At 52.9% G+C, this 16770-nt stretch carries 15 protein-coding genes and 1 pseudogene; 2 read left to right on the forward strand and 14 right to left on the reverse strand.

The features are described 5' to 3' along the window. Both GFM02_RS33915 and GFM02_RS33920 read left to right on the forward strand, forming a co-directional pair. Positions 1–1299, forward strand: a pseudogene (locus GFM02_RS33915) (polysaccharide biosynthesis protein); the annotation flags it as partial. 372 nt (positions 1300–1671) lie between these two features. After that, a complete protein-coding gene (locus tag GFM02_RS33920) occupies positions 1672–2499 on the forward strand; it encodes a Wzz/FepE/Etk N-terminal domain-containing protein (RefSeq protein WP_163877372.1) in 828 nt (275 codons plus the stop codon). A 4-nt stretch (positions 2500–2503) separates the two neighbouring features. Here GFM02_RS33920 and GFM02_RS33925 read toward each other — a convergent pair whose 3' ends face one another. The 14 genes from GFM02_RS33925 to GFM02_RS33990 all read right to left on the reverse strand — a co-directional run bounded on the left by GFM02_RS33925 (position 2504) and on the right by GFM02_RS33990 (position 16224). Continuing rightward, positions 2504–3280: a glycosyltransferase family 2 protein gene (locus GFM02_RS33925; RefSeq protein ID WP_168324141.1), complete on the reverse strand. Its 777-nt coding sequence runs from the start codon at positions 3278–3280 to the stop codon at positions 2504–2506. Positions 3281–3338: 58 nt separating this feature from the next. Then, the gene (locus GFM02_RS33930; RefSeq protein ID WP_168324142.1) at positions 3339–4508 is read right to left on the reverse strand and encodes a glycosyltransferase; all 1170 of its coding nucleotides are present in this window, start codon (positions 4506–4508) and stop codon (positions 3339–3341) included. After that, positions 4505–5455, reverse strand: coding sequence for an NAD-dependent epimerase/dehydratase family protein (locus GFM02_RS33935; protein WP_163877381.1), 951 nt, complete (start codon positions 5453–5455; stop codon positions 4505–4507). Before GFM02_RS33935 ends, GFM02_RS33930 begins: the two co-directional genes overlap by 4 nt. Before the next feature lie 9 nt (positions 5456–5464). Then, positions 5465–6319: a class I SAM-dependent methyltransferase gene (locus tag GFM02_RS33940; protein ID WP_163877384.1), complete on the reverse strand. Its 855-nt coding sequence runs from the start codon at positions 6317–6319 to the stop codon at positions 5465–5467. Then, positions 6316–6909: an acyltransferase gene (locus GFM02_RS33945; protein WP_163877387.1), complete on the reverse strand. Its 594-nt coding sequence runs from the start codon at positions 6907–6909 to the stop codon at positions 6316–6318. The genes GFM02_RS33940 and GFM02_RS33945 overlap by 4 nt, the downstream gene beginning before the upstream one ends. Next, complete coding sequence (locus GFM02_RS33950; protein ID WP_168324143.1) at positions 6906–7997, reverse strand: glycosyltransferase; 1092 nt, start codon at positions 7995–7997, stop codon at positions 6906–6908. The genes GFM02_RS33945 and GFM02_RS33950 overlap by 4 nt, the downstream gene beginning before the upstream one ends. 15 nt (positions 7998–8012) lie before the next feature. Beyond that, positions 8013–9365 carry an oligosaccharide repeat unit polymerase gene (locus tag GFM02_RS33955; protein WP_168324144.1) on the reverse strand — a complete coding sequence of 451 codons (1353 nt, stop codon included), beginning with the start codon at positions 9363–9365 and terminating at the stop codon, positions 8013–8015. Next, positions 9355–10515, reverse strand: a complete 1161-nt coding sequence (locus GFM02_RS33960; RefSeq protein WP_168324145.1) for an N-acetyl sugar amidotransferase — start codon at positions 10513–10515, stop codon at positions 9355–9357. The genes GFM02_RS33955 and GFM02_RS33960 overlap by 11 nt, the downstream gene beginning before the upstream one ends. Then, positions 10508–11263: a HisA/HisF-related TIM barrel protein gene (locus GFM02_RS33965; RefSeq protein ID WP_245368649.1), complete on the reverse strand. Its 756-nt coding sequence runs from the start codon at positions 11261–11263 to the stop codon at positions 10508–10510. The genes GFM02_RS33960 and GFM02_RS33965 overlap by 8 nt, the downstream gene beginning before the upstream one ends. Further along, complete coding sequence (gene hisH / locus GFM02_RS33970; protein WP_168324147.1) at positions 11263–11874, reverse strand: imidazole glycerol phosphate synthase subunit HisH; 612 nt, start codon at positions 11872–11874, stop codon at positions 11263–11265. The genes GFM02_RS33965 and hisH overlap by 1 nt, the downstream gene beginning before the upstream one ends. Continuing rightward, positions 11875–13470, reverse strand: coding sequence for an oligosaccharide flippase family protein (locus GFM02_RS33975; RefSeq protein WP_163877402.1), 1596 nt, complete (start codon positions 13468–13470; stop codon positions 11875–11877). Further along, a complete protein-coding gene (locus GFM02_RS33980; protein WP_163877406.1) occupies positions 13467–14570 on the reverse strand; it encodes a DegT/DnrJ/EryC1/StrS family aminotransferase in 1104 nt (367 codons plus the stop codon). Before GFM02_RS33980 ends, GFM02_RS33975 begins: the two co-directional genes overlap by 4 nt. Before the next feature lie 107 nt (positions 14571–14677). Beyond that, entirely contained in the window at positions 14678–15163 is a 486-nt protein-coding gene (locus GFM02_RS33985) for an acyltransferase (protein ID WP_163877408.1), read from the reverse strand. Beyond that, positions 15160–16224: a Gfo/Idh/MocA family protein gene (locus tag GFM02_RS33990; RefSeq protein WP_163877411.1), complete on the reverse strand. Its 1065-nt coding sequence runs from the start codon at positions 16222–16224 to the stop codon at positions 15160–15162. Before GFM02_RS33990 ends, GFM02_RS33985 begins: the two co-directional genes overlap by 4 nt. Positions 16225–16770: the final 546 nt, after the last annotated feature.

Genomic DNA, 16770 nt, shown 5'->3' on the forward strand with positions numbered 1-16770 from the left:
CTCTTCCCTCCGCATCGCGGCAGCGTCGCAACGAAATCCTGGAGCACATCCGTAAAGCCAGGGTCAATGTTCGCACGTTGCCGGATCTCACTGCCCTGGCTCAGGGACGCATCGCCGTCTCCGACATTCGTGAGCTGGAGATCGAAGATCTGCTGGGGAGAGAAGCGGTGGCGCCCCGGCAGGAATTGCTCGACAAGGCGATGCGCAACAAGGTGGTGATGGTCACGGGTGCTGGTGGCTCGATCGGCGGCGAGCTATGCCGCCAGATTTTGCGCACGGGGCCTTCCAGCCTGATCCTCCTCGATCAGAACGAGTTTGCGCTTTATAATATTGACGCCGAATTGCGGAAGCTGGCGGAACTGTACAGACATGAAAATATGCAGATCGTCCCAATCCTCTGTTCCGTCCGGGATCAGGATCGCATGGAACATATCATGCAGAGCTGGCGACCTCAGACGCTCTATCATGCCGCCGCTTACAAGCATGTGCCGCTTGTCGAACATAATGCCGTGGAAGGCATCAAGAACAACGTCATGGGTACGCTGGTCGCGGCACGCGCGGCGAATAAATGCGGCGTCTCGAATTTCGTGCTGATCAGCACAGACAAAGCCGTGCGTCCGACAAATGTGATGGGCGCCAGCAAGAGGCTGGCGGAGATGGTTTTGCAGGCGCTTGCGGCGGAATCGGCTGTCGACAGAATGCGAACGAATTTCTCCATGGTCCGTTTCGGAAACGTCCTCGGCTCCTCCGGATCCGTCGTGCCGCTTTTCCGGCAGCAGATCAAGGAGGGCGGCCCGGTGACACTGACACATCCTGATATAACCCGCTATTTCATGACTATTTCGGAAGCCTCGCAGCTCGTCATACAGGCCGGCGCGATGGCCGACGGCGGCGATGTTTTCTTGCTCGACATGGGAGAGCCGGTTCGCATCGCAGATCTCGCCCGCAAAATGGTAGAGCTTTCCGGGTTGACGGTCCGCGACGAGAACAATTCCGAGGGCGATATCGAGCTTTCCGTTACCGGTCTCAGGCCCGGCGAGAAGCTCTATGAAGAACTGCTGATCGGGGATAATCCTGAAACAACCGAACATCCCCGGATTATGAAGGCGCGCGAGGATTTCCTGTCCTGGCCCGAGCTGTCGCGAAGGCTCAACACGCTCAACGGGGCATTGGACCGGAACGATATGATCGCTGCACGTGCGACATTGGCGGAACTTGTTTCGGGCTATTCGTCAACGGGTGAGGTCTCGGATCTGGCTTTCACCGGCGCCGAAACCAATACGGCAGCCTGAGACATGAGCGGCGGCGGGTTCGGGTTCAGCCACGCTGTGAGTGACAAAAATGGCTGCCGCGGTCCACGAGACCGCGACGACTCTAACGAGGATCCGCTCTGGTGAAAACTTATGAGCTCCATTTATGAAGTGGCTGCCTACGACCAAATAGCGAGCACAACCGCTAGATACCAGCGGGGACCCCTTTTCCAAGGCCCCGACGAAAGCGCCACGAACCTAAGCCAAAGCACCGCAACGACCGTCACCCACGTTATCGCGATAAGCGTGTATGCGGTCCTTTTGATGATTGACATCGAAGGTGCGATAGGATTGAAGCGTCATCAGCCTGCTGCTTTTGTTAGATTTCTTTGCTAGTTTGGCGCTATGGTGGAAAGCTGAGATGATGGAACAAAGGTTATTTGACGAGGAAATTAATCTTTTTTCGATTGTTTCGCTTTTGAGAAGAGGCGTTGCCAGCATTGTTGTGTGCTGTTCCGTTGGAGTTCTGATAGCAGGCATTTTCCTGTGGCGTAGCCAACCCTTTTATCAAGCTTCAGCCCAACTGGTGCTTGCAACCGCGTCTAACCCCACGCAGTTAGACCCCAATGCTGTCGCTCTTGTAGAGCCTCGCGAGCATGTTACTTTTCGTCTCCAGTCTCCATCCGCTTTCGATCAGCAGACCGTCTCCACATGCTCCGGTGGCGGCGTGGCAACATCCGAACAGATAGCGCACAATGTGCGCGTGAAGGCACCGTCAGTTCCGAGTGACGTCGTTGAAATTTCATTTACCGCGCCAACCCCCGAATTGGCGCAGCAATGTGTAGCGGCGATCGTGCGGGGGGTTCAAGAACAGCAGACGTCAGTCGCATCCGACGGTTTGGAACGTCTGAAATCTAAAATCAGCTCCCTTCAGAGCCAGCTCGCCGAAAATTCTAATCTTCTCAAGCAGGCGCAGGGTTCCGAATGGCAGCAAGCAATATACCTCGCCACTCGGGACGACGCGATCGCCTTGCGTAAGGATATTGCCGATCTCACGGCTAAACTCGAATTAGGCAAGTCTGCTACGCTGCTTTCTCCAATTTATGCTCCGCCAAATCCAGCCTCTCCCACAAAGATAACTATTCTGAGTGCGGGTCTCTTTATCGGTTTTGTTACCGGCGTTCTGGTAAATCTCCTAAAAGACGCGTATGTCATCCAACGAAATCGCCGCAGACGGCCGAAGAGCTAACGCATCACCGCACTTTGAACCAAACCGCGCGGAATACCTGTATTCCACGCGATACAAGCTTCTTCGAGAAGAAGCGTACTGGGTTGGCTCTCAAGCTATGAATTTTGAGCGCACGTAGGACTTCTTTGTTCTGCTGCAAGATGTTTTCCCAACTGCGATTTGTGGTGCCGCCCAAGCGCATCTTTACCATTACTCCGGGCAAATAATTTGAGTTGATATGGTGGCGCTCTAGAAACCGCATCATTAATTCGACATCAGCAGCAATCCTGTAATCGAGGTCAAATAGACCATAGCGCTCGTAGACCTCGCGCCGAACAAAGAAGGTTGGATGAGGCGGGCACCAGCCCTCTTCGAAAGCTCCCGGCACAAAAGGCGAAGAGCGCCAGTGGCGCACTACCGTAGAGATATCATTTTGCCGAACATAGCAAAGATCGCCGTAGCACGCGTCCAAGGCCGGATCCAAAAACGCCTCTGCAACCTTTGCCAGAACACCTGGCATGTAGAAGTCGTCCCCATTGATGAAGCCTATAACTTCACCGGTCGCAAGACGTATTCCTTTGTTCATGGCATCATAGATACCAAAGTCCTTTTCGGAAACCAGCCGCGTGATAACATCGCCGTGTTCGTGGATCCGGTCAAGCGTGCGATCCTTTGAGAGCCCGTCAACAACTATATATTCCATGTTTGGATAGTTTTGGGCGCGAACAGACTCTATCGTGTCAACGATCGTGGCTTCACTATTAAATACAACGGTGATGATTGAAATTTTTGGGTCGCGCATTATTGCTTTCGTCGCTGGTGGATAGGAGGTCAGTCCGCCGGCCTTCCTCTACAGTCTGTTACCGGCGATTGGCGGCTCGCTGAACGAGTGAATGGAAATCGGCGATAAAACGGTTTACCCGTTCGTTAGCGACGGCCTGTGCCTTCGCTGCCCGTTCGAACACGATATCCGGCGAAGACGGGGTTGCCGAAGCGAGTGCGTCGGCCAACGCGTGCGCGTCATAGCGATCGAAATAGACCGCCGCTTCACCCGCCTGTTCACGGTTGACGTCCAAATCAGACAAAATCAGTGGCACGCCCCAAGATAGAGCTTCTTCGACTGTCGTGCTCCATCCTTCGAAGAGAGATGGATTCAGCAAGGCCATACTGGCGACTGCGAGCGGGGCGAGATCGCGATACGGAATAAGGCCGAGAAGTATGAAGTTCGAGGAAAGACCGGAACTGTCGATGGCAGCCCTCACCCGCGGAAAATAAGAGGGATCGCGCGGATCACACTGGCTACCAGATGCTACTATCGTAACCTCTTGACCGCGGCGATGCAGAATCTTCAATGCTTCTACGACAAGCAGATGGTTCTTATGTTGCCAGAACTGATTAGGAAGGAAGATGTATCGCTCAGGCAGTTCATATTTGTCAGCGAGAGCACGGGCAGCCGAAGGAGCAATCACTCCCTTGGGCTGCACTGCGAATCTAGCGACATGTGTGCGCCCTCGGGAGGACGGATAAAAATGTTCACAAGCAATCCGCGAATCTTCGCTGCTCAGCATTATTTCGCGTTTTCCTAGAATCTGAATTCTAAACCCTATATCGCGTTTCCAGTAACCTACCCGGCTGAAGAGATGGGGAAGGAATCGGTGCTGAAAATCCGGAATCCAGGCAATAGCGGGGACGCCGAGATTGAAGCCAAAAAATTGTGCCACTTCAAATGTTACGTCAATCTGATGAACTCTAAATAAGTTACGCACACCCCAGTCGGCGCTTGTGACAATGCTGGTAACCAGAGATTTAAGACACCTAGATCTGTTAAAGAGCGGACTACGAACCACCTGGACGCTGTTAAGTGCGACAAAAGGGGTTACATCATCCTCATTGACGTCGGTGCCGAAGAACATCACGGGCGCAACAGCCCTACTCTGGTCATTGGACAGCAGCGTAACGAGATTCAACAGATAGTTATAACCGCCTGTCCAGCTTTTCCCACCGATCATCGTGAAGGCAATGCGGATCATGATCTCGCCCCAGATTCGGAGCGAAACCAGCGGACGTAATCGGCTAGGCCTTCCATCAAATCCTTTTGCCACTCAAATCCTAGAGCTGCGAGCTGATCCGATTGTGCGATCAGACTCTGGGGATCGCCAGCTCTTGCTTTGCCTGAGAATTCAATTTCAGGACTCAAGTTGGTATCGGCCGCCCATGCTTGGCCAACGCCTTCAACGATCGTACGAACATTGGTGCCGCGGCCAGTGCCGATATTGATGACCTTTGGCGGGAGGTTGGCTTCCGTGTGGATAAACGACAGCGCGCGCACGACGTCGGTCACCGCCGTCCAGTCTCGAAGCTCGTTGCCACTACCACCGAGAAGGATATGGTCAGGATGGACCTCGAGCTGCGAGCAAACATCCCAAAGCAGCTGCTTGCGTAATCCCTCCCCATAGACTGAAAACAAGCGACCAATCACCACTTTCAACTCATAGCTCTCGGAATAGGAGATGCACAAAGATTCCATTATATGCTTGTGATGACCGTAGGGGGAGAAGGGGTTCGGTCTCGCCGTCTCCGCTATCTGGCCTATATGGCCTGCCCCGTAAACAGCAGCACTAGAAACTGCCACCAGTATACTTTTCGAGGCCTCCTGGCGCAGCCATTCTAGCAGTTCAACAGTGGAGCTGACCGTACGGTGGAAATCTTCGCGGGGATTTGCGATTGCTGCTCCCACTGAAGAGCCGCCCGCGAGATGGTATACGATGTCGACCGTTCCGAACTGCTTTTGAATTGAGCGAAGGTTGGGGATGTCGATCTCGCCATTTAGCCAATAAACCAGCCCCCAACGCTGAGCATGAAGCGGTGGCCAATTCCCATGCCCGAGGCCAATCACCACGTTTCCGGCAAGTGCGAGCGACTTTGCCAGATGTCTTCCGATAAATCCGTGAGCGCCTGTTATTAGTATACGAGCCATTCTTTTTCTTTATAGGGGCCGCGTAGCGACAAAGGAATATAGCCGACCAGGCCGATGATCAAAGTTCGCTGCGGCGCGCGAGAAGATTGCCCATACAGCGCGAATATCCAAAAGCACCTGAGTTGCTTTTGCAATAAGCGGCAATCGCATGGCAATCCGCGCTCCAATTTCCGCCTTCAACTCCTCGGGAGTGTAGGGCGCGAAGTTGATCTCGCTCTCAAAAGGTGTAAGTAGCCTGTCCATCTTAAAACCGGCAGAAACAATCGAGTTCCGGTAATCATTCAGGAGAAAGGCGTTTTCCCCTCCATAGAGCTTGTGTAGGGGATGGCGATCGAGAAAGGTCGGCAAATCGCGTTCGCTCGATATGACATGTTCGCGTACTGCGATGAAGCGCCCACCCGGTTTGAGCACTCGATAGAATTCACGACATGCGGCCGACAGATCCGAGGTGTGGTGCAGAACGGCTCTGGCAAAGACCACATCGAAGGCATGGTCAGGGAACGGGAGCTTCTCGGAAAACTCTTCGGCGATCGAAATTGAAAGATGAGCTTCATTGGAGAGTTCTCTAATTGCACCAGCACCCACGAGGTCGCTCGCGTCGGGTTCGAGTGCCGTTACTTCGAAACCTTCCTTAGCCAAAGCATAGCTGGCAATCCCGCGGCCGGCGCCAATATCTACAGCGGTTCCTGGTGCCTGCGGGAGAAATTCACGAATGGCAGACCACTCATCGCTCCGCCAATAACGCTCCGCGGCCTCCAGAATTGGATCGTCGTAATACGCATCAAATACCAGTTTCTGCTGATCAGGCTGTTGCCGAAGCCACTGGACGGCTTCTTCCCATGTATCCAACTTTGTTGCTGTCATGGTTGAGCTTCTGCCTCTCTTGGTGTCGGGGTGAGAATCCGAATTATGCGAGCAGGGTTACCGGCGACGACTGCGTAAGGCGGGACATCGCGCGTGACAACTGCATTGGCTCCAATAACCGCACCGTCACCGACTGTCACCCCCTTCAGAATACTCGCGCCGAAACCAATCCACACCTGGTTTCGAATAACCACCGGCCTGATGGATACCCCCGTCCAATCCTTGTTCCCCAAGCTCCAATCTGTCACATCGTTCTTGCGTAGCTCCCAGTCGAGAGAATGTGAATCGTGATCCACAATTGTCACTCCCCATGAGATGATGACGTCGTTTCCAATCGCAATCGCGGAATGGCAAACCAAATGACTAGCGCCTATGTAGCAGCGATCGCCAATGGTGATGCGGCCACCGGGGTGGTCAAAGCTAATGTTGCAATTGATGATACATCTCTCGCCAATCTCCACGGTGCCTCGACGAATGGATCGCAGTGCTAGCCACCGGACAGTGCTACTGCTCCCAACGACAAATTTACTGCGCCTGCGAATTAACCATCCCGCCGCCTTGTTTGCGATTGTGGCCGGGCTAAACTTCATGCGTTACCAGCCAGCTGTTGGAAATTAAGCCATTGAGCATGCTTGCTGTATGCCGTCCGTACAATTCGAGTTCCTTCCTTAGCCAACGTCTGAAGACGCTCCGGTTCCCGAAGCAGTTTTACAATTTTCAGCTGTGCGGACTCAGCATCTTCATAGGTAACGACGCTGACATTATCGACCATCCCCTCGGGATAAACGCCGGCGTCCGACACCATTAATGCACCACATCCCAACGATTCCCAGCATCGCATATTTCCCCTATCCGTGCCCGCCATATCGACAGCGCCGTTTAGAACGATTTTCGACTTCGAAATCGCTTCATAAAGCTCGCGCCCGAAGAGTGGGGCACGGGATACTGCACGAATATTCGTTGGACGTCTGTGCTTCCCTAGAGGCAAAAGCCACCCAATTGGGCTTTCCGCAAGCCTAGTCAGTCGTGACCGGTCAAGATGGTAATAAACGTCGAAATCTCTTCTAATGGCAGATACCGCTTCCAGGATCTCTGCACGGCGACGGTGGTGACGACTATATCCTCCGACGAAAAGCACATCGATTGGTCGATTTCGGTTTTCGGCGTAGCTATCCATTGCAGGATCATGGGCCGGCGTAAAATATTCAGCGCGCCAGCCAAGCTTCCTATAACCTTCCAGTATGAGAGGAAAGTTGCAGACTATCAAATCGTAAGCGCCAAAGTCGGCGTTGCCCGAAGGTGCCGCTCGCCACATGATTGACTTCCGCACGCTGCCGGGAAGTTTACGGACAAAATCGTTTCCGTATCGCATTGGATCCAAATTATAGAATATCTCGGTGCGATGATGTTCGATCTGGCTCAACAAAATTTTCTCCATGTCGGAGGAAGCGGGCAAGCCGTTTTCTATCGCCCAGTATCTTTGGAGTATCTCGTCATCGCCATTCGTAAAGAAGAACTCTGGCGACCTATCCATCGCCGGTTTTAATATGTGACAAGCGCCATAGCGATCGTCCAGAAAAAGCGCCAATCGATCTGAAAAACTTCTTGCACCGCCTGCGAGCACGTTGAGCCGCTGCAGGTAAGCCGGATATATCCCGGAATTCTGAAAAACGCGCATCTAGGACTTCTATATCTATCCGGTCGTGACAAGCTGTTCTCGCCCGCCATTGTTGTTATCTGGCACCCACTTCAGCGAACTAGACAGCGCCACTACTAGTGGAACAATCAAAATTAAACCACCTGTCATCATCGCAGTTTGAAGAGCGGTTGAAAGCATCACGAATATTCCATAGTGGCCGAGAGCCAGCCCCGCGATTGTTGCGACGGTCTTTCCTCGCTTTACGAAAAGTTCGATATCTAGCAAACGAATAAAGAAGCCGGCAAAGAGTGAAAACAGAAGAACGCCAATCCAAGAGAAGTCGGCCCAAGCATCCGCGATGAACAATGCTGTCGATGTGGAACCTTCCACGCCCCTATGGATGGCGCCGACCAGTAGATAAGTTGGCTCATTGGGTTCTCCCGCTAGAAAGCTGATCAGCCAACTGGACTTACTGCCCCAGCTGTACGGGATAACGCTCGGAATTGCAGTATAGTACTCGAGCAAGCTCTCATTCGGGATCATGAATATCCGGTAAAAGAGAAATTCGAGTGCGTCGCCGACACCGTGTAATTCACGAATGGCAATAAGTACCATCGCTCCGAACAGAAGTACGCCAAACAGAATAAACCTGATCGCCATCCCTAACGGCAAATCTAAAGATTTTCTAAGATGTTCAACGACTAGCAACTGCAGTATAAATATCGCCAGTGGTGCCTTGCTCAGAGTTGAGGCCTTGGCCACCACAACGGCGATTATAAAAGCCCAAGCGATCGCTCTCAGATTCATTGACCGCTGTCTTATTACTATAAAGCAGCAAAAGGCACAGAACGGAAGCACATTGGAGACCATGAGATTGAAAAGATAAAAGCGGCTTCCACCCGACTCTCGTCGCATCGCAATTTTCGCGACCTCACTTGCATCCGAAATAAAGTAGACGATTATTTTGGGTATGTTGTTTTCTAACACAACAACCGCCAAAATGATAAGGAGTCCGATTATTGAAATAACCTCGACGCGTTGACCGACGCCTTTAGATATGCGGACAGGCCGAGTACGCCAGGAATGCAGGGCAGCCTGGATCTGCTGATGACTAATGCCAAACGCGAAATCCGCCAACCCTATACCGAGAGTAATGCAGACAATTGAAATGGCAAGTGAGAGATCCAGCGCGCCTATAGCATCATTATAGGGGGCAGCAGACATGATTGTCTCGAAGAACTTGGTCTGAGGACCCCATACTCGAGTGTAATATAGATACATAGGGCCATGAAGCATGAGCATGAGGCCTAAAAATACTGACGAAAGCGTCAGATTGATACCCACCTTCCAGATGTAGAAGCCCACCGACAGTGTGACAGCCATTGCGAAGACGAGGCTAGTCGACATCAGCTGCCTCTACGGTTGCGCTGCGTGACGGCAGCAAAATTCGAGTCACCTTACGCAGGCGCAAAAGCGCTTTATGAAGCAACATGCCGTTCGGAAAATTACTATGCGGTACTGGCGGTGCCTCGATATACGATTGGAGCTCTTCCGGCTTCAATCCCAGTTTTTTGGCCACGAACTTTGTTTCCCTGCGGGCATCCTGAACGGAGATGATGGGCGTTGAAATTTCGCGCAGCGCCTCCTCCCGTGTCATTTGTCCGGCAACAATCAAACTTGAAAGATGAAGCCGTCTTTTGTCAAAGTTAAATTTTTTCGGAAGATAGATATCCTGGTAGAATTTTGTGAATCTAGATTCACTGTGTTTGCCGCCGTAGTCACGCCACCCATATTCGCGCTGAAGCTCAGTGCGCGCCTCTTCTTTATTGTAGTCGATGTAGTTGAGCGGACGGTGAATGGTGAGTTGCCCTCGGACGCGGGTAAGCCAAATATACTCAAGAGGGCTCATGAAGGGATAGGTCGTGAGCTTCAAGGAGCCGAAGCGTTTTTGAATCGCGCTCGCATGCGTTCCGTCAATCGACGGATAGCCAAAGCCGCGGGGTATCACCGATTCTGACGCGAAGTTTACGCCGCTGAGGAAGTGACGAATGCCGAATTTAGCTGCTGTCCTATAGAGGGTGGAAAAGAATGCATGATCTTGCGGGATGTCCTGATTGAGGACAGAAGCCTTCATAAACGCAATCTGCAGATCGCGCATCTCCTGCCACTCGATTACATACGTGTGAAGGTCGAGATCGAGTTTTCGGACAAGAATTTCAATATTGTGGACGGCGGGCTCGGAATTCCAACCGCCGTCGACATGGACCGCCAGAAGACGAAGACCATGCTTTCGGGCGGCTAGATGCGCAAGAAACGCGCTGTCAATTCCACCGCTAAGCCCGACCATTGCGTCGTATGGCTTACCTGCGCCTTCTTCCTTCAATGTGGCAATCAATCGCCGCATTCGTATGTCGCCTTCGGGGCCGGTCCACCACTCGTGCGGCTTGCGATTCAGCGCATCTCGACAGCAGTTACATTGGCCGTTTGCGTCAAACACGATCGACGGGTTGGAATTGTCCATGACGCAAAATGAGCAAACTCGCGACGCGTTATCCATGAGCACCTTGCTCCGCCTCCTCCAAAATTTCTGGTGCAGGGTAGCTTATAAGGACTGCCCTTAGTCGACCGATAAAGGTGAAGGCGCTCCCCGAGGCCGCGGCGGAAGCGCCGGCATGAAGGCCTTCCATCAGGTGGGCGACGTTTCCAGCGCCACCCAAGGCAACGACCGGAATGCTCAGCTTCCGGGTAATCGACTGGATCAACTCAAGATCATATCCGTTGCGCGTGCCGTCGAGAGTTTTCGACTGAAGAATTATTTCGCCAACGCCGGCGTCCTGCAGCCTCAGGCAGAATTCTATCGGCTCTTGCCTCGCATCGCTTGAAGCGTAGCAGCTCGCAGCCGCGCCGCGACCGTCAACGTCGACACAGGCGACCAGAGCCTGGCTGCCCATATCGGCAGCGATCGCTCCCACCAGTTGCGAATTGCGCGCGCCTTGACCGAGCACAAACTTCTCGACGCCGGAGCGGTTAAGTTCCTCGCACTGCTTAAGCTCGGTGATGCCGCCGCCATATGCCAAAGGCATGAAACATTCGGTTGCGAGTTCGCGAACGAAGCCGAGGTCAGGACCTCGCCCCGTACGTGTGGCGTCGATATCGAGAATGCAGATCTCGTCGACTTCCTTTTCGTTGAACAGGCGAACAACATTGAAGGGATCGCCGACGTAGGTGCGCTCACCAAACTCTATCGTTTTCACCAGCCGACGCTTCTGATCGACCAGCAGGACGGGTATAAGCCTTTTTCTCATCAAAGCTTTCCGAATGCTTCAAGAACCCGCATCCCGAAGCGGTGGCTTTTTTCAGGATGAAATTGCACGCCGCTGACATTGTTCGAACTCACTGCGCAACATAGCTCCTCGCCGTAGTCGATGACGGCGGTAACGTCATTCGGATCATCGCAATCGACAAAATAGCTGTGGTCGAAATAAAAGCGCTCCCGCCGGTTGGACCTGTCGAACAGAGCGCTTTCTCGGCGCGGCCTTATCTCAAGCCAGCCGATATGAGGAACCTTAAGGGACGATGTTGCCGGCAGCCTGATGCGCTTCACATCCGCATTTATCCAGCCAAGGCCAGTTTCCGAGCCTTCCTCGCTGGATCGCGCCAACAGCTGCATACCGAGACATATGCCGAGAACAGGAACCCTCCGTTCGCGCACCGCGTGATTCAGTGGATCGACTAATTTTCTGTTTCTCAACGTGGCCATTGCTTTGTCAAACGCACCGACCCCTGGAAGAATGAGCTTCGCGGCACTTTCGATCTCCTTGGGATCACCGCTTGGCCGAGCATTGATCCCCAGATACTCCGCCATATTGGTAATTGCGCCGATATTCCCGACGCCGTAGTCTACCACAGTGATCACTCAAAACCCTCTCTTGCGTTTCACAAGATGGTTATTCCATCCAATCAGGCGTCTCTCGGCCAAAGCCGTTCTAACGGACCCATAGATACGGGACAAGATAATGCTCCCGGTTTTCGTCGTCATCGCCACGGCTGCGATCGCGGCGGAGACAACGCAGACAGAACAGACATACGCGAAAGCGAGGGACAGCCAGCCATTGATCCAGGTGAAATTCAGGCCTAAAGATCCGACAACTATGCAGATGCCAACCAAGATAGGAGCAACTGTACAGGCGAACATTTGCTCCGCGCTGAAAGTGCGAAAGAAGCAGTTGCGAGTCACCAAAAGCGCGAGAGGTACTCTTACAAGGCTGGCAGCAAGCAAGCCTGCTCCAGCAGCGTATGGACCGAAACACCAAATGGAAACGAAAGAAAAAACAACCGTCATCACCGAATATGCAAGCGAAGTATATGCAGCCGGTGCGTTTCTGCCCATTCCCATGGCGTAATACTGGAATACATTCGAACCGCACCCGACGATGCCGCCGAGAATGAGTATCTGGAGCAGATGCGTGCCGCCTGCAGCGGTTTCTTCGCCGACCCAAACCGTCAACAGCGGCCTGGAGAGAACCGCGATTGGCGAGAGTACGATGGCTCCGAAAGCCGAATTGCCCCATGAGGCGAGCATAAAGAAATCATGCCGCTCCTCTTCGCGGCTGTTCGACATGTTGCCAAATCGAGGAAACAGGACTTCACAGATACGTATGACCGCGATGTAAGCGGCCTCCTGGACGCGATTGCACACGTTATATTGGCCGACAACGGCAGACGGCGCGAGCGAAGCCAGAACGTAGCGGTCCATCTGGTTGCCAAAGATTCCCGCAAGCTGAGAGAGGCTTTGCCATTTTCCAAAATGAAGCAATGATTTCAGTTCGTCGGGAGACGATGAGATCAATCGGCCGCTCTCACGGAATTCCGAGGATGTAACCCATATCCATCCTGCAGTCGACAATACAAGACTTCCAGAAAATCCGAGCAAATAGCCATTCAGCACTGGAAACGACCACGTGCATCCCAAGGTCATGATGATGGTTGCGAATGAACTCCACGCTGATGCTTTGGCCACCAATCGAAAACTTTGCTTTCCCACGCAAATACCTTGCAGGACAAACGAGAACTGCTGCGCCATTGTGCCGGTTGCGACAATGAGGAAGGAGACGGTGAGATTCTGTGATGGAAGAGACGCACCGGCGATGCCGGTCATGATCCATGGCCCGGCAAGCACGATCCCTAGCCACGCCACCGCCGAAGCGATTAGGCAGATTTTCATTCCGACGATAGCAATACGGGCGGCGGCATGCTCCTCGCCACGTCCAATCCGCGCGGAAATTTCCCTGACAACGGCCTGCCCGAGCACGGTGCCGATCAGCGTCACGGGAGCTGCGATAGCGATCACTATGCCTGCGCTTCCCAGCGCCTGCAGTCCAATCCAGCGCACGACGAACGGCACCGTGGCAAGGTTAGCAACCAGCGTAAAAAGGAAACCCGCAAAATTCCAGCCTGAGTTTCCAAGAAGATTGCTGCGTCTTCCATGGCTCTCCGGGCGTTCATCACTCACTCGGCGAATCCCCTGATCGTATCTGCGACGTACAGGAGTTGAGCTTCTGTCATTTCAGGGAAAATCGGAATTGAAACAATCTTGGATTGATTTCCAAACGCGTTGGGGAAATCTTCCGGCCGATGGCCAAGGCGTTCGTAAGCCGGCAGGAACGGCAGCGATATTGGATAGTTGACCACGGTTTGGATGCCGGCATGATTTAGGTGTGCAGCCAGGACATCGCGACGCTCGTGCTTGATCACAAAAAGGTGATAGACATGACTTCGTCCTGCTGCGGTTTCGGGCAGTTCTACCCAATCAATATCCTTGAGGGCGCTCATATAACGTCTCGCCAGTTCCTGCCGTTTTGCAGTCCACTCGCGCAAACGCGGCAGCTTTACTGAGAGAATCGCGGCTTGTAGTCCGTCGAGGCGACTATTTATTCCTTCGATTTGGTGGTCGCCCTTCGAAAGCCCGCCATGCCGCGCAAACATTGCCATCCGATCGGCCAGTGATTTGTCCTTGCAGGTAATGGCGCCCGCGTCGCCCATCGCGCCAAGGTTCTTTCCCGGATAGAAAGAATAAGAAGCGACATCCCCAAAGCTCCCGACGATTTGCCCATCAATTTCGGCCAGATGGGATTGAGCACAATCCTCTATGACCCAGAGACCGTGCTTCCGTGCTATCGCCATGATCGCAGTCATATCGGCCGGTTGGCCATAGAGATGAACCGGGATGATGCCAACCGTTCGAGCCGTGATCTTCGCTTCGATTTGGACAGGATCGATGGTGTGTGTCAAAGCATCAGTATCGCAGAAGACAACATTGCCACCGGCTTGCGAGATGGTCTCTGTGGTTGAAATCCACGAATGAGCGGTCGTAATAACTTCATCCCCAGGCCTGACGCCTAACGCACGCATCGCTATGAAAAGTGAGTCCGTCCCATTCGCACATGAGATGCAATAAGGGGCGCCAACAGCGGCGGAAAATTCGTCCTCGAACGTCTGAACGAATGGCCCCCTGATAAACGCGGAGGATCGAATAACCGAAGCTATTGCAGCATCGATCTCCTCCTTTAGCGAGAGATATTGGAGATGAAGATCAGCGAAGGGAACTTTCATTAAACCTGCTCTCGGTAAATTTTCATGATTTCCGCGTGTGGCAGCGCCGTCAGCTCACAAAACCAAAGGCGCCGGGTTGTCTACCAACGACGACATTTCCGAACAAACTAAGCTTCGTTGCTTGCCGTACGAGATATAGGCCGGGCGGGATTGCCGGCATAGATGCCGGAAATGGTGATATCCCGGGTTACAACGGCGCCTGCGCCGATGACAACGTCGTCGCATATCTGAACTGGAAGGACCGTAGCGTTTGAGCCAATCGAAACCCGATTGCCGATTCGAGTTTCCTTCCAGAGCGCGCGATTTCCCCGTGCAGGCCCACCTCCCGAAAAAAGGTCGTTCACAAAAACTACCCCATGCCCAATGAAGCAATCCTCCCCAATCTCGACAAGTTCGCATATGAAACTATGTGACTGTATTTTTGTGCGCGGCCCTATCTTCACGCCCTTCTGGATTTCCACGAATGGGCCAACAAAGCAATCATCGGCAAGTTCGCATTCATAAACATTGGCTGGCTCAACTATTTTTACGCGAGCGCCACAAACGACGTCCCTGACCTGCGCCTTCCAAAGCGTGGGAAAGCTGTCGCTCATTGGGAAGACCGTCCCAGTTTTGAGTGTTTCAATTCCAAAGGAAGTTTCACTTCTTTATTCGAAGCGATTGATTCGTAGAGCGCCGAGATCAATTCAAGACTCTGGCGGCCCTCATGACCATCCACAAGGGCTTTTGTATCATTCACTAGGCAATCGACGACGTGTTCGTAATAAGCCTGATGACCAAAACCATAAACGTTCGGAGGATTAACAGAGTATTTCTCCATAACTTGCTCATCGCCTAAGTCATGGTCGCCGAACTGCCAGGTGCGGATCTTGTTCACCGCAAAGCCCGCGATCTCAACAGAGCCTCCAGCTCCAAGTATCGAAATCGATCCTTCAATGTCCTTGGGTCGGGTTGCTGCGGTAGCTTCTATAATGCCAAGAGCACCGTTGCGGAACTTCAGTGTGGCGACGGCAGTGTCCTCCGCCTCGATATCCACCAACGCTGTCGCCGCGCGCGCGTGAACACTTTCGACATCACCCATGAACCAAGTTAACATGTCGATATGATGACTTGCCTGATTGGCAAGGACACCGCCGTCATATTGCCAGGTACCGCGCCAGCTATCCTGATCATAGTAACTCTGATCGCGGCACCATCGTACCCTAACCGTGCCGAGCACGAGCTTACCGAAGCGGCCCGCATCAAGTGCTTCGCGCGCCTTCACGACCGGGACGTTGAAACGGTTTTGCTTGACGACGAACAATCGAATATTATTCTCGTCACAAGCCTTGATCATCGCTTCAGCATCGGTCAGAGTCAGGGCCATTGGCTTTTCGACGACGATATGTCGTTTATATTTCGCCGCCGTAATGACGTGTTCTGCATGCATACCGCTTGGCGTCAATATCGATACGACATCCACCTCCGCGTTCTGGAGCATTTCGTCGATTGACTGATAGTAAGGAACGTCGAACCGCTCTCCAAATTCCTTTGCTTTTTCTTCCACGACATCACAAACTGCAACGAGCGTCGCGCCTTTTATCTGTGACAGACCCAAGAGTTCGGAATGCCTTTTGGCAATGCGCCCGCATCCGACGATAGCGAATTTTATCAAGATCTCTTTCCCCATACGATCGTAAGCGCTCTCATTCGACTTGCGTTGACATCGAGACATGCTGTCTGGGCAGAGCATGTCGCTGCGCGTACCCTAGATCACGCAGTACCAAGTTTCCCCTTCGGCTATATAAACTGGATCCGATCAGGAGAAGTTTTCGAACCGCGGCGCGTAAGGCAACATTCAATTCAACCAGGCTTTGGTAGATTAAACCGACTGACTGCATAATGCCTGCATCTACGCCGCAGACTTTCGCGAGATAAGCCCTGTAAGGGCGCTCTCTCTCTAAGAGCTGCCGAACATTCAACGGCTCGATCAAATTAAGCTGTTTGAGTCCGCCAGTAACAATCCGACAAGGCAGATGTCGGTCTGCGATCAGCTGCCGTACGATGGCCGAGCCAGCCATACGGCTATGCCGAGGCATTAACGTATTTGGAAGACCCATAATTTGCTCGCGCGCCCGTGGCATCAGGAAAGCACCAGACTTTGTTATCGATGACCGTACCATCGCCATATCGGACTCTCGGCAGGTGGATGTCTCATTGG

Origin of the sequence: Rhizobium leguminosarum bv. viciae (assembly GCF_012276115.1) — a bacterium.
In the GTDB taxonomy this organism is placed as follows: domain Bacteria; phylum Pseudomonadota; class Alphaproteobacteria; order Rhizobiales; family Rhizobiaceae; genus Rhizobium; species Rhizobium leguminosarum_T.